General features: G+C 69.1%; 18 protein-coding genes and 3 pseudogenes. 12 read left to right on the forward strand and 9 right to left on the reverse strand.

The genetic code is table 11. The features are described from left to right. Positions 1 to 132: 132 nt before the first annotated feature. Entirely contained in the window at positions 133 to 471 is a 339-nt protein-coding gene (locus tag GA0070608_RS20175; protein WP_091635602.1) for a hypothetical protein, read from the forward strand. Beyond that, positions 468 to 1487 (forward strand): tyrosine-type recombinase/integrase, encoded by a 1020-nt coding sequence (locus GA0070608_RS20180; protein WP_091630130.1) that lies wholly within the window; start codon positions 468 to 470, stop codon positions 1485 to 1487. Before GA0070608_RS20175 ends, GA0070608_RS20180 begins: the two co-directional genes overlap by 4 nt. 152 nt (positions 1488 to 1639) lie before the next feature. Here GA0070608_RS20180 and GA0070608_RS20185 read toward each other — a convergent pair. The 3 genes and pseudogenes from GA0070608_RS20185 to GA0070608_RS20195 all read right to left on the reverse strand — a co-directional run. Further along, positions 1640 to 1786, reverse strand: a pseudogene (locus GA0070608_RS20185) (acyl-CoA thioesterase); the annotation flags it as partial. Between the two features lie 727 nt (positions 1787 to 2513). Continuing rightward, positions 2514 to 2885 carry a hypothetical protein gene (locus GA0070608_RS20190; RefSeq protein ID WP_141719502.1) on the reverse strand — a complete coding sequence of 124 codons (372 nt, stop codon included), beginning with the start codon at positions 2883 to 2885 and terminating at the stop codon, positions 2514 to 2516. Between the two features lie 400 nt (positions 2886 to 3285). After that, positions 3286 to 3675, reverse strand: a complete 390-nt coding sequence (locus GA0070608_RS20195; protein ID WP_091630132.1) for a hypothetical protein — start codon at positions 3673 to 3675, stop codon at positions 3286 to 3288. A 668-nt stretch (positions 3676 to 4343) separates the two neighbouring features. On the opposite strand from GA0070608_RS20195, the gene GA0070608_RS20200 reads away from it, so the two are divergent. Then, positions 4344 to 4859, forward strand: a complete 516-nt coding sequence (locus tag GA0070608_RS20200) for a fascin domain-containing protein (RefSeq protein WP_091630133.1) — start codon at positions 4344 to 4346, stop codon at positions 4857 to 4859. A gap of 106 nt (positions 4860 to 4965) precedes the next feature. On the opposite strand, the gene GA0070608_RS20205 is transcribed toward GA0070608_RS20200, so the two are convergent. Beyond that, complete coding sequence (locus tag GA0070608_RS20205; protein WP_245715847.1) at positions 4966 to 5919, reverse strand: IS256 family transposase; 954 nt, start codon at positions 5917 to 5919, stop codon at positions 4966 to 4968. 324 nt (positions 5920 to 6243) lie between these two features. Between GA0070608_RS20205 and GA0070608_RS20210 the strand changes: the two are divergent. Together GA0070608_RS20210 and prfH are read left to right on the forward strand one after the other, a co-directional pair. After that, a pseudogene (locus tag GA0070608_RS20210) lies at positions 6244 to 6566 on the forward strand (RtcB family protein); the annotation flags it as partial. Beyond that, the gene (gene prfH / locus GA0070608_RS20215) at positions 6563 to 7225 is read left to right on the forward strand and encodes a peptide chain release factor H (protein ID WP_091630134.1); all 663 of its coding nucleotides are present in this window, start codon (positions 6563 to 6565) and stop codon (positions 7223 to 7225) included. The pseudogene GA0070608_RS20210 and the gene prfH, both read left to right, overlap by 4 nt. 57 nt (positions 7226 to 7282) lie before the next feature. On the opposite strand, the gene GA0070608_RS20220 is transcribed toward prfH, so the two are convergent. Continuing rightward, complete coding sequence (locus GA0070608_RS20220; RefSeq protein WP_245715848.1) at positions 7283 to 9520, reverse strand: M4 family metallopeptidase; 2238 nt, start codon at positions 9518 to 9520, stop codon at positions 7283 to 7285. Positions 9521 to 9941: 421 nt separating this feature from the next. Here GA0070608_RS20220 and GA0070608_RS32140 point away from each other — a divergent pair, with 421 nt between their 5' ends. Beyond that, complete coding sequence (locus tag GA0070608_RS32140) at positions 9942 to 10292, forward strand: hypothetical protein (RefSeq protein WP_141719503.1); 351 nt, start codon at positions 9942 to 9944, stop codon at positions 10290 to 10292. Next, complete coding sequence (locus tag GA0070608_RS32145; RefSeq protein ID WP_141719622.1) at positions 10286 to 10396, forward strand: hypothetical protein; 111 nt, start codon at positions 10286 to 10288, stop codon at positions 10394 to 10396. Before GA0070608_RS32140 ends, GA0070608_RS32145 begins: the two co-directional genes overlap by 7 nt. Before the next feature lie 4 nt (positions 10397 to 10400). On the opposite strand, the gene GA0070608_RS34335 is transcribed toward GA0070608_RS32145, so the two are convergent. Next, positions 10401 to 10625: an acyl carrier protein gene (locus GA0070608_RS34335; RefSeq protein WP_091630137.1), complete on the reverse strand. Its 225-nt coding sequence runs from the start codon at positions 10623 to 10625 to the stop codon at positions 10401 to 10403. A gap of 366 nt (positions 10626 to 10991) precedes the next feature. Between GA0070608_RS34335 and GA0070608_RS20235 the strand changes: the two genes are divergently transcribed. Then, positions 10992 to 11381, forward strand: coding sequence for a GbsR/MarR family transcriptional regulator (locus GA0070608_RS20235; protein ID WP_245715849.1), 390 nt, complete (start codon positions 10992 to 10994; stop codon positions 11379 to 11381). Between the two features lie 251 nt (positions 11382 to 11632). Then, positions 11633 to 11791, forward strand: a pseudogene (locus GA0070608_RS20240) (IS110 family transposase); the annotation flags it as partial. Between the two features lie 67 nt (positions 11792 to 11858). Here the strand turns inward: GA0070608_RS20240 and GA0070608_RS20245 are convergent. Genes GA0070608_RS20245 through GA0070608_RS20255 form a run of 3 tightly spaced genes read right to left on the reverse strand, consistent with a single transcriptional unit; the run spans position 11859 to position 13559 of the window. Further along, positions 11859 to 12344, reverse strand: a complete 486-nt coding sequence (locus tag GA0070608_RS20245; RefSeq protein WP_141719504.1) for a hypothetical protein — start codon at positions 12342 to 12344, stop codon at positions 11859 to 11861. Then, entirely contained in the window at positions 12331 to 12852 is a 522-nt protein-coding gene (locus tag GA0070608_RS20250; protein WP_091630141.1) for a hypothetical protein, read from the reverse strand. Before GA0070608_RS20250 ends, GA0070608_RS20245 begins: the two co-directional genes overlap by 14 nt. After that, entirely contained in the window at positions 12849 to 13559 is a 711-nt protein-coding gene (locus tag GA0070608_RS20255; RefSeq protein ID WP_091630142.1) for a hypothetical protein, read from the reverse strand. The genes GA0070608_RS20250 and GA0070608_RS20255 overlap by 4 nt, the downstream gene beginning before the upstream one ends. Before the next feature lie 182 nt (positions 13560 to 13741). Between GA0070608_RS20255 and GA0070608_RS20260 the strand changes: the two genes are divergently transcribed. The 3 genes from GA0070608_RS20260 to GA0070608_RS20270 all read left to right on the forward strand — a co-directional run bounded on the left by GA0070608_RS20260 (position 13742) and on the right by GA0070608_RS20270 (position 17622). Beyond that, positions 13742 to 16861: an AfsR/SARP family transcriptional regulator gene (locus GA0070608_RS20260; protein ID WP_091635606.1), complete on the forward strand. Its 3120-nt coding sequence runs from the start codon at positions 13742 to 13744 to the stop codon at positions 16859 to 16861. Positions 16862 to 16993: 132 nt separating this feature from the next. Then, complete coding sequence (locus tag GA0070608_RS34340; protein ID WP_393159672.1) at positions 16994 to 17131, forward strand: hypothetical protein; 138 nt, start codon at positions 16994 to 16996, stop codon at positions 17129 to 17131. A 245-nt stretch (positions 17132 to 17376) separates the two neighbouring features. Next, the gene (locus GA0070608_RS20270) at positions 17377 to 17622 is read left to right on the forward strand and encodes a P-loop NTPase family protein (protein WP_091630143.1); all 246 of its coding nucleotides are present in this window, start codon (positions 17377 to 17379) and stop codon (positions 17620 to 17622) included. The last annotated feature ends 178 nt before the right edge of the window (positions 17623 to 17800 follow it).

Below are 17800 nucleotides of genomic sequence, written 5' to 3' on the forward strand. Positions count from 1 at the left end.
GATGCCGCTGTGGCTCCCGTGATCCCCCCGGTCATGCTGTCGAACCGGGGTCCGGAGGGCCGTCGACCTGACGAGCGACTTCGTCGACCCCCTCTCCCGTTGCCGGTGCTTCCGACGCCGCGGGTGGGCGCGATGGTCTACGGGCTGGCGGCCCTCGATGCCAGCGGTCGGATCGCCGACCGCGCGATCGTCCGCGCTCTCGGCTGGAGATCTGGCACTCGGCTGCACATCTACGAGGGCGCAGGTCTGATCGTCGTCCACGAGGACAGGCAGGGTGTCTTCACCGTTACGGGCCAAGGCCATCTCCTTCTGCCGGCGACGGTGCGGCACTGGTGTGGGCTGACGGCCGGTGATCGGGTGCTGCTGGCGGCCAACCCTGCTGACCGGCTGCTCGTGGTGCATCCTCCCGCTGCTTTGGACGCGGTGGTCGTTCAGCTTCACACTGCTGTTCTCGGCGGTGATCTGCCATGAGCGGGACTACGGCGGGTCGAGCCGAGTTGGATGCTGCCCGGTTGTTGCTGGCGCGGATGGGGATCTCACCGGCTGATCTTGTTGAGGCGGCGTTGGCGCGTCCGCCGGCGCCGACGTTCGCCGAGTACGTGCCGGTCGTGTCGGCGGCGGTGAGCGAAGGTACGCGTCGGGCGTATGGCTCGTACTGGAAGCGGGTGTTGGAGCACTGGGGGCAGCGGCGTCTTGACGAGCCGACGCCGTCGGAGATCGAGCAGTTGGCGGAGTACGTCAAGACGCATGTGGTGGCCCGGCGGAACGCCCGCGGCGGGCGTAGTGCGGCGGAGCATCTGATTGCGGCGTTGCGGTGTCTGTACAAGCGGGCGGTCGCTGATGGGTTCATCGCGGCGGCGGACAATCCTGCTTTGAAGGTGGCCAAGCTGCGGCGGTTGCCGAGTACCAGGCGGGCGGTGGCCGACACGAGGCTGGCGGAGATCAACGCCGTCGCGGCCAGCACGGGTGACGATCCGGCGTTGGACAGTTTGTTGTTGCGGCTGCACACGGAGACGGCGTGCCGCCGGGGTGGTGCGTTGGCGCTGCGCCCGGTGGATCTGGATTCGGATCAGTGCCTGATTCTGTTGCGGGAGAAGGGTGACACGGTGCGGTGGCAGCCGGTGTCACCGACGCTCATGATGCATCTGCAGCGGCATGCCGAGGAGCGCCATGCCACTGCCACGGGTCAGTTGTTGAGGTACCGCAGCGGGCTGCCGATCAGGTATCGGCGGTATGACCATCTGTGGGTTCGTATCGGCGAGCATCTGCCGTGGGTGTATGTGCAGCAGATCAGCACTCACTGGCTGCGGCATACGACGCTGACGTGGGTCGAGCGGAACTTCGGTTACGCCGTCGCCCGCGCCTACGCCGGACACTCCGAGGGCGGCGGCGACGCCGGCACCACCGCGACGTATGTCCGGGCGAGTCTTCAGGAGGTCGCCGCCGCGCTGGCCGCTCTCACCAACGAACCCCATCCCCTGGCGTGAGCTGACGCGACCGGCCAGGGTGGGCCCGGGCGACGCGTTCGGGCCCACCCTGGCCGGTTGCGTCGATCGGTGGGGCGGGGCTGCGTCATGCTTTTGAACAGCGGGTGCGGCGAGGTAGCCGGCCAGCGCGGCTGTGGACAGTCCGAGCACGTTCAGCCCTCCTCGGTGCCGTCGAGCAGCGCCCGCCGCAGGGCCAGACGGTGCACCCGGCGGATCTGCGCCTCGCGGTAGCGGTGCCGGTCCCCGTCGGTCTGGGGCAGCAGCGGTGGCACCGGACGCGGCTGGCCTTCGTCGTCGACGGCGAACCAGCGCGATGCCTGGGAGAAGACGGCGATTGTGTCGGGTGGATCTCCGGTGCCGCGCGCGGCCCGCTCCTCGCGGTCAAGGCCGCGTACCGGGTGGACGGCGATGCCTGCGAGTACGTCGAGGACCTAGTGCCGGATCATCTCGTGGTGGGCGCCGCGCTGGCCGAGCTCCCGGACGCGCAGCGCATCGCCAACCTATTCACCGGCGGTATGCGCTTTCCGGGTAGAGGAGGTCGCTGTGGTGCTCGGCTGTTCGCCGAAGAGGCCGACCTCGCGGAAGGTGGGCCAAGAGCACGGTTGCCAGGCGGCGTTGACCACCGCGAGACGGCCGAAGCTTCTCCTCCTGGCCTGCTACACGGTGTCAGGGCCGGTGTTCAAGTCGCAGCGGTGGACCAGAGAGTAGTGTCTAGATCACTTTCCCGGATTTCAGCGACACGCCGAGGTAGGCTGCACGACCGGAGGTTCGCTGCAAAACTAAGCTTGAGCGGAGTCCGGCCAGCCTGCCTGACCTGCGACTTAAGCTTTGGTCCTCATCCGCCCTACGAGGGATCGCAATGCGGCCTGGGTCAGGGGTTCGAGTCCCCTCGGCTCCACCTTGAAATTGCAGATCAAGGGCTTGCTCGTCGATCACCGCGAGCAAGCCCTTGAGGTCCTTGTCGACGCCGTTGACGAGCGGGCACGCCCGGCGGCGCGGGCGCCGCCGGGCGGTGGCCGGGTGCGGTCAGACGCCCCGGTCGCAGAAGATGTTGTCGACGTATCGCAGGCCGGTGATGACGTTGATGACGGGTACCCACTCCTGGACCGGGGTGGAGCCGTTGTCAGTCCGCGGCTTCCAGTTCACGTTGTCCAGGGTGATGCCGGTGCCCCAGAGCGAAAAGCTGTTCCCGGTGCTCATCGTGTAGAGCGGCGCGCCGGCGAACCCTGGCGCGCTGCGGACCGCCTGGCCGTCACCGGCCGCGACGACGACGACCTCGCAGATGCGCGGCGGCACCGCAGCCGACGCCGGGGCGGGGACCAGGGCGCTGGCCGCGACGGCCGCCGTCACGGCGGCAACACCGAACGACCGGTGGAGAAATGATCGATAGCCATCCATGAATGGATGCTATCGCGGGTCTGCGCGCCCCCGCTTGACCGGTCGCGCGTCTGACAGTCGGATAGCCAAGGCCAGCAGGCTCCAAGGTCAATTCCGCGACGACTGGGGCGGACTCTGTTGCGTTGTTGGATTGGTGGACATGGTGAGCTGCGGCAGGGGCGTTTAGTAGCGCAACGGCTCGCGGACGTAGCGCCAGCCGACGCCGATGCCGAAGCCGGGTCGCCGTTTACGCAGGTGGGCAGGGGCTGTCGGCAGGGATCGAGCCGACGCCAGTGAGGTCGCTGCTGCTTGCGGGTGGGTGCGAATCAGATCGACGAGGTGGTTCAGCGATCGCGGTACCAGTTGTCCAACCACCGGTGTTGCCCGCTCGCGGGACGGACGTCGACCCCAGGCCACGTTGTTACTGACCCATGCTCCTAGCACTAGCAGTCCCGCGCGCGAGCAGTCGATCCGTCAACTCAATGGTGGCCAGATACCACCAAAAGATCCAGTCCAGGAACACCAGATCATAGTCGGACTTCTGCCGCTCGTTCTCATGGCGGATGGCGAACTCGTTGGCGATGTGGAAGAGCGCGCCCTCGTCGCCGCGAAGCAACTCCGCCTTCAGTAACCTCCGGCGTCGTTCGAGAACGTGCGCGAGCGTGACGACCGCCGAGCGCTTGTCCTGGGTGGTGGCAGTACGGCCACGGAACAGCGCGATAGCGTGCTGGACCTGATCGCCTGCCTTGGGATCCGGAGAGCGAAGAGCGCGCTCGACCAAGACCCGGCGGTCGTTGTCGACCAGTTGCACCAAGCGGCCGGCGTCCTCGCCGTCCTCAGCAAGCCGTAGCGCGACGTTCGCGTCGGCGAGGATCTTGTTAACCCGCCACCGGTAGAGGTTCCTGGCCGGGGGCGACTGCGAAGACGCTGCAGTCCATCAGCCCGTCAAACAACGCGGCCCATCGCTGAACGTCTACTCTGTAGGCGGCAGCCACCGCTGCATCCTGTTTGGTCCACACAACCTCATGCTCGACGGTGGCTGCTCACTGTCGACGGACAAAACCACACCGTCACAGCAGGTCTGAACGGTTCGTTTGCTGACGTATTAGCACTATCCGGTTCCCAGGCCGAGCGGGTTTGCCATTTGTTGTAGCCGATCGTTGCTCGGCATCGACTCGCCAACAGGTCAACAGCGGTCGAGCGTCAGCGCCAACCGCACTAATTAGTTGGCGGATTCGGCGTGACCAGAACTACTGGTGGAAAAGACGCGACGCTGATCGCGCTCGCTCTCGGCTCTGGCCAACCGGCACCGCCAGTCCTCGCCGCTCGGGAGAATCCCGGCATGGTGTTGCATTTCGGTATTGTCACATCCGTCCACCATCGTCGTTACGTTCGCCCTTCGCCAAACGCCATGGTTTATCTCTCCGTGACGATCCGACTATCGTGAGTGAGAATTCCCGAAGAAAGAGAGGACCTCTCATGCCGTTGTCAGTGGCGGACCTCGCGGCGCCCGGAAACACACCGATCACGATCCTGTCGACGACCTTTCCGAACGTGTATCTGCGCATGGACGGCACCGGGGTGACGACCTGGAACGGGTCTGGCACTGGGATCGTCAACTGTCAATTTGGCGCGGGACCCTACGAGAAGTTCAAGGTTCTCCCGCAGGCCGACGGCTCGTTCGCCTTCGCGTCGGCGACCTTTTCGAACGTGTATCTGCGTATGGACGCCGCCGAGTTGCCGCAGATCCCCGGTGGGCCGGGCGGTGGGACCGTCAACTGCCAGGTCCACGTGGGTACCCACGAGACGTTCAAGCTTCTCCCGCAGGCAGGTGGCTCGTTCTCCTTCGAGTCGACGTTGTTTCCGAATTCGTTTCTGCGCCTGGTCGGCTTCGGGGTGACGGCCTCCACCAACGGTGGCGGTGGGGTAGTCAACTGCCAGTTTGGCGCCCCGGGTGGCGATCACGAAAAGTTCTTTCTCAACATGGCCGCCTAGCCACGGCCCCGTCAAGTCCCTGGAATACCTTGACTAAACGGCCCTGACCGGGCATGCCTGGTGTGGTGATGAGCGGATAGGGCTAATCCTTCAGCAGGAGAACCGTTCAGAACTCGGCGGCGAACGCCTCGAAACGGGCCTCCGCGGCCGCGACGGTGGGGGCGGTGTAGATCTCCCGCAACGCGGGGATGATCTTCTGCCAGTCCTTGCGGTTGGTGTAGCGCAGCGACGCCCGCACCAAATGGACGACGCACTGCTGGTGCACCGCCTGCGGCCAGACCTGCTCGATCGCGGTGGTCATGCCCTTGAGGCCGTCGGAGCAGACCATGAACGCGTCCTCGACGCCGCGGTTGCGGAGTTCGGTGAGGTAGCCGGCCCACTGCTTGGCGCCTTCGCCGCCGCTGCCGGCCCACATGCCCAGCACGTCACGTTCCCCGTCGAGGCTGATGCCGACCACGACGTAGACGGGCCGGTTCGCGACCTGCCCCTGGCGGATCTTCATCACCAGGGCGTCGATGAACACCACCGGATAGATCCGGTCCAGGGGCCGTTGCCGCCAGGCTTCCATCTCGTCCAGGACGCTGTCGGTGACCCGGCTGATCAACTCCCGGGACACCTCGGCGTCATACACGTCAGCCAGATGGGCGGAGATCTCCCCGGTCGTCAATCCTTTGGCATACAGCGACAGGATCGCCTCGTTGAACCCGTCCAACCTGCGGGCATGCTTCGGCACGATCCGCGGCGTGAACGACCCGACCCGATCCCGCGGAACCTGAATCCGCACCGGCCCCACCTCGGTCTGCACCGTCTTCGCCCCATGCCCGTTACGCACGTTGGCCCGCCGGCCGGTCGTCTCATCAACGCCGGCCTCGTCAAGATGGGCATCCAGTTCGGCGTCGAGCGCTGATTCCAGGACGGTCCGAGTGATCCCTGCGAGGAACCCACCAGGCCCGACCAGGGACACCCCGTCGGCCTTCGCCCGCTCGACCAACTGCTGAGCGAACTCCACCTCCACCGCCGTCGGCCGCGGAAGCTGAACAGCGTTCTTCTTGTCTGCCATGACATGGTCCTTCCCGGACAGGATCAACGTCCTGTCCAACGGACCACACCCGGGTCTGTGGATCTAAAGGCTCTGGCTCACTTTCGGTGGCGACATTCGGTAGTAGGCAGAGATGCCCCGGGATTGCCCTCATGTGCCTGAGCTGGCCAGCTTCGGGGAAGGAGCTGCAACTGCAGTTCGCCGAGTGGCTGGACACGCTCGCAGCCCCCTGACCTGCGATGTCATATTGCCGCAGCCGGAACTGCTTTCTGTCACCACCGAATGTGAGAAAGAGCCGAAAGTGAGACAGAGCCAGTTTTCTCAGGCGGAACCGACAGGCCGGATGCCAACCATTCCGTGGCGCACGGAGCGGGCCGCAAGATGTCGCGCGCCGACGCCCTGCGCCGGGGTCGGGCCAAGCACACGGTCGAGAAGCTGCGCCGCACGCCGGTGGGGTCGCTGGTGGTGTGCGGCGACCGCCACTGCTCTTCGAGGAGGCACCAACGGCCTACAAACGCATCGAGCAGGTGATCGCCGACCTTGTCGACCACGACCTGGCCACGCCCGTGGCCACCACGGTGCCCCTGGTCACCTACAAGACACCCGACCTCGGGTCGACACCTCGTCGGGATCGCAGGGACCACCGCCGCGAGCGAGGCCGGCCGTGAACACCCACCTGCTCCTGTCGGCCGGGCGCGGCCCGCAGGAGTGCGCCTGGGCGCTGGCCCGGTTGCTGCGCCGCCTGGAAGCCGACGCCACCCGGCAGAATCTGCGGACTGATCGGGTGCAGACCGTTCCCGGTGAGCGGCCCGGCACCTACCGATCGGTCCTGGTCCGGACCTCCGAAGCCGCCGCCGGGGCCTTCGCTGCCTCGTGGACCGGAACCCTGTGCTGGCAGGGCCCCAGCCCCTACCGGGCCAACACCGGCCGAAAGAACTGGTACGTCATCGCGCAACCGTGCCAGGTCGACACCACGCGTACGACCTTCGCGGAAGCGGATGTCGACATCGTCGCCTGCCGCACCGGCGGGCCCGGTGGTCAGCACCGGAACAAGGCCAGCACGGCGGTGCGGGCGACCCACCGCCCCTCGGGGATCGTCGTCGTGGTGGACACCGAGCGGCACTTCAGCCTCAATCGCCGCCTCGCCCTGCAACTGCTGCGACAACGCATCGAGCACGGCGACGAGGCGGCACGGCGCGCCGCCACCGCCGCCCGCCGGCAGATCCACGATGAGCTCGTACGCGGCAACCCCACCCGCGTCGAACGTCCGGGAACCGCGGAACAGGACCTGCCCGAACGGGCCGGGGTGGCGCCGGCCCGGGACTGAACGCGCGGAGCGGGCCACCCCGGACGACCGGGGTGGCCCGCTTTCACGCCGGTACGGTCAGAGGGTCAGGGTCCAGCTGTTGAGGTAGCCGGTGTCGATGCTCGCCGCGTCCTGGACCCGCAACCGCCAGGTCCCGTTCGCGGTCTCCGTGGAGAGGTTCACGGTGTAGGTCTGGTCGATGTTGTCGGTGCTGCTGCCGGAGCGGTTGTGCAGCACGTACGCGCTGCCGTCAGGTGCGACGAGGCTGACCACGAGGTCACCGATGTAGGTGTGCGCGATGTGCACCTCGACCTTGCTCGTCGTGGAGGGGGTCGCCGCGCAGCCGCTGATCACGATCGCGCTCTCCACCGTCGTGTTGTCGGGGATCGTCACGTCGGTCCCGTTCGTGCCGGAGCAGCCCGGCAGCCCGTTCACCGTCAGGTTCAGGGTGCTCGTGCGGGCGACCGAGGGGGAGGTACCGATCACGGTGATCGCGGAGGAACCGCTGCCGGCCGTGGCGGTGCTACTGACCGTGAGCGTGGTCGACCCACCGGCGGTGACCGACGGCGGGTTGAACGAGACGGTCACACCCGCCGGCAGCGGGCCGGTCGAGAAGGTCACCTGCTCGGCCGTGCCGCGGATGACCGCGGTGCTGACCGTGGTGGTGGCCGAGGCGCCCGGGTCGATCGTCAGCGACGCCGGGGCGACCGAGACGGAGAAGTCGTTGGCGGCACAGGATTCGGAGCCAACCACGTTCACCGCGGTCCAAGCGGCCATCACCGCCTTGTACTCGGTGCTGCAGAGGCCGTACAGGTCGGTGGCGGCCGACAGGGTGTGTAGCCGCGCGGTGTTCGTCGGCTGGGCGGTGTTCACGTAGCGGGTGTTCGAGACGAAGTACACGTCCAGGGCGCGGAACCAGATCTTCTCCGCCTTCGCCCGGCCGATCCCGGTCATCGGGGCAGCGGTGCCGCAGAGCGGCGAGGTGCCGTACGCGGTGGCGCCGGTGCCCTCGGCCAGGTTGAAGAAGAAGTGGTTGCCCACGCCCGAGGAGTAGTGCACGTCGATGCCGTTGGTGCCGGTCGACCAGCAGCCGTGCGACGAGCCGTCCAGCGTCGGGTTGTACATGTAGCGCAGCGGGGTGTTGTTGCCGTTGATGTTGATCTTCTCGCCGACCTGGTAGTCGCCCGGGTCGCTCGGCGCGTTGGCGTAGAACTCGACCATGTTGCCGAAGATGTCGCTGGTGGCCTCGTTGAGGCCACCGGACTCGCCGGAGTACACCAGGCCCGCGACGGCCTCGGTGACGCCGTGGCTCATCTCGTGGCCGGCCACGTCGAGGGAGACCAGCGGGCGGGAGTTGGCGGAGCCGTCGCCGTAGGTCATCTGGGCGCCGTCCCAGAAGGCGTTGACGTAGGCGTTGCCGTAGTGCACCCGGCTCGGCACGCCGGCGCCGTTGCCGAAGATGCCGTTGCGGCCGTGCACGTTCTTGAAGTAGTCGAACGTCATCGCGGCGCCGAAGTGGGCGTCGACGCCGGCGGACTGCCGGTTGGTGTTGGCGCCGGTGCCCCAGACGTTGTCGGCGTCGGTGAACGTGGTGCAGGTCGACGTGCCGTTGTTCATGTCACAGGTACGGCCGTTGCCGCGCACCGGGTCGATCATCTGGTACGTGCTGCCGGAGAGCGTGGTGTCGACGCTGACCGCGCCGGTGTAGATGCCCGTGCCGCTGCCGGTGACGGACTCGATCTCGTCGTACGAGCCGATCAGTGTGCCGGTCAGCGCGTCGGTGATGACGTGCAGCTTCGAGGGGGTCTGCCCGTCTGGCGCCCAGCCGGTCACCACGGTCTCCCAGGCGAGCCGCCCCGTCCCGCTGCTGGCGTCGACGAACAGCTCCGCCTCGCCGGTGGCGGTGACCTTGCCGGAGAACTCGGCGGTCGCCGCCTTCTGGGCCCGTCCGGCGCTGACCTTCGGGGTGGTGCCGAGGCTCAGCGGGGCAGTCAGGCCGACCGAGCTGCCGGCGAAGTCGCCGTCGGCCTCGGTGCGAATGACGAAGTCCCCGCCGTAGACGCGGAGCCCGTCGTACGTGCGGGTGTAGCGGACCACGCCGCCGCCGTTCGCGTCCCGCTTGCTGCTGTGGACGGCGTACCGGTCCTTCGCCGAGGCCTTGACGGTCCGGGCGTTCCCCTTCAGCGCCGCGTCGGCGGCGGTGACCAGCGCGGGGGCCGGCGTGGGTGGCGGGGCGGCGGACACACTCGTGGCGGTGACCACGAGACCGCTGCTGACCAGCGCGGTGATGCTGGCCAGCGCAAGGGCTGATCTCAAATCGACCTCCCAATCCGAGATGCTTACGCATCGATCGATGTCGAGATCGTCGTCCGTCGCGGGAGAGTCTGGGAAGAGGCATAGGCGCATCGGTCAATATCGAATTCCCCATGCTTTCGGTGGTATGGTCACCGAACTGCGTGAGGGTGGTGTGGACGGCCTGATGCTGGCGTGGTCCCGGTAGGTGTCCGCCCGAACGCCTGTAGCCACTCCGCTCGGCTCGCCCCGGGCGTCGGTTGTCGCTGGAGGTATCACGCGTCACTATGGCGCGGAGCTGCACAGCGTTGCAGAATCCTGGCTGTGGGTGACATCGGGCGGGTGCTGGGTGTTGTGGTGCGGGGCGAGCGGCGGGACGATCCGGTCGGGGCGGTGACCGAGGACGACGCGGCACGGCGGGCGGTGGCGTTACTGCGTGGTGACGATGGCGGTCCGATCGTCGTCGACCGAGGTCATCGCCTTCGTGGAGGGCGACCCGGGGGCGCTGACCAGCGACACCGTGATCCGGCACTTCGCGCAACGGCTGCCGGACACCATGGTGCCCAGCCGGGTGATGGTCATGCCGGCGTTCCCGTTGACCCCGAACGGCAAGCCGGACATGGCCCGGCTCTCGGACATCGCGAAGACCGCCACCGCAGCGCCGGCCTCTCCCGTCAAGGGAGCCGCCGCGCTGGTGGCCACGATCACGCAGGTCTGGAGCACGGTGCTGGCACGCGACCCGCAGGGCCGGAGGTCAACTTCTTCGACTGCGGCGGTGCGTCGGCCGGCATGCTGAAGGTGCAGACGGAGCTGTCCCGTCGGCTGTCGCGGGAGGTGGCGCTGCTGGACCTGTTCCGCTATCCGACGATCGCGGGCCTGGCGGCGGCGCTGGCCACCTGACCGGCTACTCGGTCCAGTTGGGCGCTGCCGTGACGACGGGAGCCAACGCCGTCGGAGTAGGGAAGTCGAGGATGTCGAGCAGATCGACGTCCCTCGCCAGATCCGTCCGGATGAGAGCCCGGATACGCACCGCTGTCAGTGACGTGCCACCGAAATCCACGAAATCGCTCTCCGCGCCGAGCGCGTCGTTCTTCAGCGCCGTCCGCCAGATGGTGACCAGTTGTGCAATGAATCGCCAGACATGGTTGCCTTTATCTCTTGCTTATCGTGCCAGTGGAACGGCGACGCTGGTCAGCCGCAGCAGTTCGGCACCTCGCGCGAGCTTCGCCTCGAGGCTTCCGCGACCGAGCACCAGATGCTGCGGCGCCGGCCTCGATCGCGAGCCGCAGCGGTTCGTAGACAACCAGGTTGAAGTACGAGTACGTGCCCGCAGTCCGTTCGGTGATATAACGCCCCACATCCGCTGCGGCATGGACGTCGGCACGCCAGTAAAGCTGCAGCGATTCCTCAAATGCGCCGAGGGCGGCGTCGATCAACAACGGGGCGGCCGGCGGAGCACCTTGCCCTGGCCCTGACTCAAGGGGGGAGGCAGCGGATGACCGCGCGGGTCTTGGCGGCACTGCTCTTCACCGAGCAGGACACGCTGACCGCGGGCGAGATCACCGAGTTGCTCATCATCAGCTCGGGTAGCGTCTCCACGGCGCTGAAGTCACTCACCTCGGTCGGACTGATCGAGAAGGTGCCCGCCCCTGGCAGCCGCCGGGAACACTTCCGCTTCCGCGAAGGCGCCTGGGCGACGCTGATGTCGGAGCAGAACCAGCTGGTGAGGGTGATGCGAGAGGCTGCTGAGCAGGGCATCGCGGCCACCGGCGAAGACAGCGTCGCTGGCCGCCGTCTCGGTGAGATGCGGGACTTCTACGACTACCTGTGGCGGGAACTGCCGGCCCTCATCGACCAGTGGAAGGCCCACGGATCAAAAGGCTAGGGGTTCGATTCCCTAGACGAGTAAGTCCTAACGACCCCTGGGGCTGCGGTATAGGCGAAGGGTGTTGAGGATTCGTTTGTGACGACAGACCTCAACACCCTTCTGACCGCACTGTACGTGAAGATCGACGACTGGCTTGGACGGCCGAACCGCCGCGAAGCGCTCCACGCCGACGTAGGCCGCTGACCTGCGGCGACAAGCCGCGACGGTTGACGGCCCGACCGGCCCGGACGCGTGGCCCGGGCCGGCCGCCCACCAGCCGCGCCTACTACGACCGCAAACGCGGCGAAGGCAAACGCCACAACGCCGCCCTCATCTGCCTCGCCCGCCGCCGCTGCGACGTCCTCCACGCCATGCTCCGCAACAAGATCCCCTACCAACCCCGCCCAACAACACCGATCACCGCTTGACCAAACCCATAGGGACACCCCCCGATGGCGAACCGTCTGACGACGTCCCACCCGCGGAGTCCGCAGCTCAGGTGCGGATGTTGGGCAGGTTGACCCCGCAGGTGCGTTCGATGAACTCCCCCGCGCGGCGTCCGCTCGCCTTCACCGCCGTGCCGTTCGGCACGGCCGCCTCCGCAGCGGACGCGGCGTCGTGCTCGTGCGCGGCCGTGCCGGCGTCGTGACCGGCCGCCTCCGGGCTCGATCCGGTCGGGCCGTGGTCGTGCGGGGTGGTGGGCTCGGGTCCCCCCAGTGCACCGGCGAGCCGCTCCAGGTCCGGGGTGAGCTCCCGTGGTGCGGAGCGGATCAGGGCGGCCATCGCCTCGACCCGCTGCTCACTGGTGAGCTCGCTCTGGTTGACCAGAGCGAAGGTCTGCGCCTCGGCGCAGAACTGGCTCCGGCCCGACCAGTCCGAGGGCAGATCCGGCCGAGACAGCCACCACCCGCCCAGCGCGGTGGCGGCCACCGCGACCACCGCCGCACCGGAGAACAGCAGACGACGATCAGACGTTGTCATTGATCGCGGTGATGTCATGGCTGTCGAAGTTCTTGGGCCAGATCTCGCTGCGCATACACGAGTTGTTGTCCGTGTCGGCGCTCTTCGAGCGGTGGCCCAGCGAGCCGGTGTGCCCGAGTTCGTGACAGCCGAGGCTCTGCCAGTAGCCCGTGGACTTGCCGCTCATCGTCCGGGTGTTGAATTTGACGTCGTACTGGTCGCACAGCCCGTTCCACCAGTTGGTGTCGGTGCAGGTCGTCTGCCCGTACCAAGAACTGGAGTACGACTTGTCGTAGACGTGGATGTCCCCGCCGCCGGTCGAGGTGTTGATCTGCGAGCGGTCGAGCTGAGCCCGGCCGTGCGAGACCGCCGCCTTGCCGGCGCTCGTCAGCGAGTTCGACTCCACCGCCTGTTCCTTGTTGTCCGGCTTGCCGCTGTTGGCCTTGCCGCCGTGCCCGGCCATGGCCGGTGGCGCCAACGCCACCACGGCGATCAGCGTGGTACCGAGGACGATCGTCGTGCGCTTCATTCCCCACTCTCCTCCGGAGGCTGCGGCAGCTCCGCGGTCGGCATCGACTCGGTCAGCGTGCCGGCGGCGACCTGCCCGCTCGCCGCGACGACCGTGTTGTTCAGGAACGAGGGCGCCATCGTGGTGATCGACGTGGCCAGCTCGTTCTCCGCGTTGCTGGGCCGCAGCGCGCCGTCGACCACCAGCGGCCGCCCGTCGGAGCTGGCCAGCTGGTAGGTGTAGGGGCTGCTGGTGCCGGCGGCGCGGCGCAGGAAGAAGTAGCCGGTGTCGCCCACCGCACTCCAGGCCACGTTGTTGGAGATGTAGCCGCGCCCCTCCTCGTCCCAGCCCTCCTCCTCGAGGGTGATGGACGGCGGGATGATCAGGTTCTTCGGGTTGTGCAGGACATCGTACTGGTTGATCGTCACCGTCCGCAGCCGGATGTCACCGCCAACCGCCGCCGGGTCCTCGTCGGCGCTGGCCAGCCGGCCGGGCTCCACCGAGGTGACCGTGCCGAAGACCACCAGGTGTGAGGTGGCGGTCATCTGCTCGACGGTCTGGAAGTCGTACATCTCCTTGCCGAAGGCAAGCGCCTCGGGCTGTGTGTCGTAGCGCACGCCGGGGTCGGCCCGGCCGACACCCACGGCCGCCACGAGCGCGGCCACCGCGACGGCCCCTGCCGCCGTCAGGCCCAGCCGGCGTAGGCCGGGACGCCTGAGTTTCTCCACTCGCCGTTCTCCCTTTTCGAGGTGAGGCGCGGCCGGTGCCGGCCGCGCGTCCCGACCGAACGGCCGAAGGGCCGCCAGATCAGGACGGGATACACGGTCCACACCCGTGGATGCAGGATGCTTGCAACCGGCTTGCAGCTCGTCCACTGCGGACCGTCATACTCGCCGGTGGGGAGGTGGCGGTGGAGTTCCGGGTGTTGGGCACGGTCGAGGTGTGGGCGCACGGCGTCCAGGTCGACCTCGGTGGGCGCCAGCCTCGCCTCGTTCTCGCGACGCTGCTGCTGGAGCCGGACCGGGTGGTGGCGGTGGATCGGCTGATCGACCTGGTCTGGGGTCCGGCGCCGCCGCGCAGCGCCCGGGGCACCGTGCAGGCACTGGTCTCCCGGCTGCGCACCGCGTTGCGGCAGGCGGGGGTGCCGGTGGAACTGATCGGCCGTGCGCCCGGCTACCTGCTCCGGGTCGACCCGCTGGCGGTTGACGCGCACCGGTTCACCGACATGGTCGCGCGGGCGCGGGCGGCCGGCGACGACGCCGTGGCCCTGTTCGACCAGGCGCTGGCGCTGTGGCGGGGGGAGCCGCTCGCCGACGTGGCCGACGAGGAGGTGCGGCACCGGCTCTGCGCCGGCCTGCGCGAGGCCCGCTGGACGGCGGTCGAGGATCGGGCCGACGTGCTGCTGCGGCGGGGGCGTTCCCGGCAGGTCGCCGACGAGTTGACCGACGCGGTGGCCCGGCAACCCGGACGCCAGCGGCTGGTCGGTCAGCTCATGCTGGCCCTGTACCGGGAGGGCGGCGCCGACCGGGCGCTGGCCACCTACCGGCAGGTACGCGATCGGCTCGCCGACGAACTCGGCCTCGACCCGGCCCCGGCGCTGCGCCGCCTCGAGGAGCGGATCCTGCGCGCCGACCCGACGCTGGGGCCGCCCGCCGACGTCGCCGGACCGGGCGGCGACGACCGCTCCGCGCTCGTCCGCCCCGCCGGGCTGCCGCACAGCAGCACGACCCTCACCGGACGGGACGCCGAGCTGGAACGGCTCGACGCCGGGTTGGCGGAGCCGGCCGGCCGTACCCGGATCTGGGTGATCAGCGGCACCGCCGGGGTGGGCAAGACCGCCCTGGCGCTGCACTGGGCCCACCGGGTCCGCGCGGAGTTCCCGAACGGGCAGCTCCACCTCGACCTGCGTGGCTTCGACGCCGACCGGGAGCCGATGCCGGTGGAGACGGCGCTGACCCACCTGCTGACCGCGCTCGGGGTCGACCCGAGGGCGGTGCCGGACGGGTTGGACGGCCGAACGGCGCTGCTCCGCTCGCTACTGGCCGGTCGGGACATGCTGCTGGTGCTGGACAACGCCCGCCACGCCGACCAGGTGCTGCCGCTCATCCCGTCCCGCGGCACCGTGCTCGTCACCAGCCGGCACCGCCTCGGTGACCTCGTGGTTCGCGCCGACGCCCGGCTGCTCCCGTTGGACGTACTCACCCCGGTGGCGTCGGTACGTCTCCTGGCGACGCTGCTGGGTGCGGCGGCCGTGCGGGCCGACCCGGCGGCGGTAGCGAAGCTGGCTCGGCTCTGCGGCCACCTGCCACTGGCCCTGCGCATCGCCGCGGCCAACGTGCAGTCGGCCGGCAGGGCGGACGTCGCCGGCCTGGTCCGCGAGCTGGCCGACGGGGACCGGCTGGCCGGGTTGACCGTCGACGGCGCCGAGGAGGGGGCGGTGACGAAGGCGTTCGCCCTGTCGTACCGGGTGTTGTCCGGGCCGCAGCGGGAACTGTTCCGCCGCCTCGGCCTGGTGCCCGGGGCGAGCATCACCGCCGGCCCGGCCGGCGCGGTCGCCGGCGTGCCGGTGCCCACCGCGACCCGGCGACTGCGGGCCCTGGCGGCGGCGCACCTGCTGGAGCGACACCCCGGCGAGCGCTACCGCTTCCACGACCTGCTGCGCCGGTACGCCGTGGACCGGCTCACCGCGGAGGACGACGAGGCGGCCCGCGGGGTGGCCCGGAGGCGGCTGTTCGACCACTACCTGGACACGGCCGACACTGCGGGCCGCCGGGTCATTCCGCATTTCGTGCGGCTGCCGCGGCCGGTGGCAGCGGACCCCTTCCCCGACACCGACGCCGCCCTGGCCTGGTTGGATGCCGAGTGGGCGAACCTTACGGCGGCGGTCGAAGAGGCCGCCCGGTGCGGTCCCCGCCGGTACGCCTGGCATCTCACCGACGCGCTGCGCGCCTACTTCCACCAGCGGGGTCGTCGGGAGGAGTGGCTGAACGCGGCGACGGTGGCGCTGGCCGCCGCCCAGACCGACGGTGACGCCCGCGCCCAGGCCGCGATGCACCAGAGCATCGCGCTCGTGCAGGTCAACAGCGGCCGGTACGAGGAGGCCCGCGAGCACCTGCTCGAAGGGCTGCGGTGCAGCGACGCGGACAGCTGGCAGGAGGGACGGGCCGGGATCCTGAACAACCTCAGCGCGGTGCACCAGCGGCTCGGCGACCCGCACGCGGCGATCGACTGCGCCCGCCTGTCGTTGGCGCTCAACCGCCGGTCGGGCAATGACGGCGGGGAGGCCATGTCCCTGGCCAACCTCGGGTTCTCGCATTGGCAGCTCGGCGCGTTCGCGGAGGCGGACGCCCACTTCCGGGCCGCACTGGAACGCGGGGAGCGGGCCGGGGCGCACTACAACGTGGCCGTGCTCCTGGTCGACCTGGCCAACGTGCACCGGGACCGGGGCGACCCGGACGGCGCGGATGATCTCTACGCCCGCGCGCTCGCCGCCAATCGGGAGCTCGGCTACCGGTACGGTGAGGCGACCGCCCTGGCCGGCCGTGCGGTGCTCTGGAGCGACACGGATCGCGCCGAGCTGGCCCGTGCCGACGCCGAGCGGGCGGTGACGCTGACCCGGGAGATCGGCGACGCGGGCACCGAGGCGTGGGCTGCCGACGCGCTGGGGCGGGTGCTGCTGGCGCTGGGACACCCGGGCGAGGCGGCCGAGCAGCACCGCCGGTCCCTCGAACTTGCCCGGCGTACCCGATTCTGCTGGTGCGAGGCGACGGCCCTGACCAGCCTCGCCGCCGCCGAGCTGGCCGGGGGCGACCCGGAGGCCGCCGGGCGACACGGGCGGGCGGCGTTGGGCCTGGCCACCCGCTCGGGCTATCGGCCGCTTGAGATTCGGGCGTCCTATCTCCTCGCCCGGCTCGCGGAGCGGTCCGCGGACACGGCCGAGGCAGCGCGGCTGGACGGCCAGGCGACGCGGCTGGCCCGGGAGACCGGGTACGCGCTGCCGGGTCGCCCGGCACCGCAGCCGCAGCGCTAGACAGAACACGACGACGTACCCGCAGTCCTGGCCGAGTTCCACCGGGTGCTACGGCCCGGCGGAACCATACTGCTCGGATTCCACGCCGGCCAGGGCAGCCGGCTCAAGACGGAGGGCTACGGCGGCCACCCGATGAACGTCTACGTACACCGCCGCTCGCCTGAGCGGATCGCGGCCTGGCTGCTTGCCGCCGGCTTCACCGTCGAGGCCGAGATGGTGCACCACCCCGCCCCGAACGTCGAGGGCGGGTTCGTCTTCGCGCACCGGTAGATGGTCGGAGCACGCAGATCCACCCGTCCCAAGTTTCCTGAACTCTGGTGCGCTCGCCCATACGCTCCAGGTACAGCAGCCTACGAAGCCCGACCCAACAACTCCGCCAGCATGATCACCATCGCCACGGTCGACAACATCGCCAAACGCCTCACCTCCGAAACCACCCCAACCTGGCGAGACGGCTAAACCCACATAGCTGTCGAAGTGCGTGCATTGGATGTCCTCGGAGAGGTCCCGATCGCGTGTCTGCATCCGATCACCGGCTGGCCGGACCCGAACTCGTCGGGCGCGCGGAGCTGCTGACCCGCATCCGCTTCGCTCTGGCCGACCGTGGTGGCGTCTTGCTGCTCGGCCCGGCAGGCATCGGCAAGAGGGTGCTGCTCCGCGCTCTCGGCGAGGACAGCAGAGTCGGCGGCGAAACGTTCTGCTCAGCAGCCCGACCGCCGCCGAGGTCACCCAAGCCGGTCCTGACGGTCGGCCGTCGCTGACCCGGTAGAGGCAGAAGGGGACGCCGGGCTCCACCGCCCGGCGTTTCCTTCGTCGTCAGCCTGCTTGCGGCACCCAGAGGAGAATCCAGCCCTCGTCCGAGGGCAGCCCGTCCGTAGTCCTGCTGCGGACGTACAGGAAGTACACGTCGGGGACCTCCGGTGTGATGGTCACCAAATG

Source organism: Micromonospora peucetia (genome assembly GCF_900091625.1).
In the GTDB taxonomy this organism is placed as follows: Bacteria; Actinomycetota; Actinomycetes; order Mycobacteriales; family Micromonosporaceae; genus Micromonospora; species Micromonospora peucetia.

Coding starts and splice junctions, on each gene's coding strand:
- GA0070608_RS20175 (WP_091635602.1), top strand. CDS start 133: ATGGTCTACGGGCTGGCGGCCCTCGATGCCAGCGGTCGGATCGCCGAC.
- GA0070608_RS20180 (WP_091630130.1), top strand. CDS start 468: ATGAGCGGGACTACGGCGGGTCGAGCCGAGTTGGATGCTGCCCGGTTG.
- GA0070608_RS20190 (WP_141719502.1), bottom strand. CDS start 2,885: ATGGATGGCTATCGATCATTTCTCCACCGGTCGTTCGGTGTTGCCGCC.
- GA0070608_RS20200 (WP_091630133.1), top strand. CDS start 4,344: ATGCCGTTGTCAGTGGCGGACCTCGCGGCGCCCGGAAACACACCGATC.
- GA0070608_RS20205 (WP_245715847.1), bottom strand. CDS start 5,919: ATGGCAGACAAGAAGAACGCTGTTCAGCTTCCGCGGCCGACGGCGGTG.
- GA0070608_RS32140 (WP_141719503.1), top strand. CDS start 9,942: ATGGCGGTCCGATCGTCGTCGACCGAGGTCATCGCCTTCGTGGAGGGC.
- GA0070608_RS32145 (WP_141719622.1), top strand. CDS start 10,286: ATGCTGAAGGTGCAGACGGAGCTGTCCCGTCGGCTGTCGCGGGAGGTG.
- GA0070608_RS20235 (WP_245715849.1), top strand. CDS start 10,992: ATGACCGCGCGGGTCTTGGCGGCACTGCTCTTCACCGAGCAGGACACG.
- GA0070608_RS20245 (WP_141719504.1), bottom strand. CDS start 12,344: ATGACAACGTCTGATCGTCGTCTGCTGTTCTCCGGTGCGGCGGTGGTC.
- GA0070608_RS20250 (WP_091630141.1), bottom strand. CDS start 12,852: ATGAAGCGCACGACGATCGTCCTCGGTACCACGCTGATCGCCGTGGTG.
- GA0070608_RS34340 (WP_393159672.1), top strand. CDS start 16,994: ATGAACGTCTACGTACACCGCCGCTCGCCTGAGCGGATCGCGGCCTGG.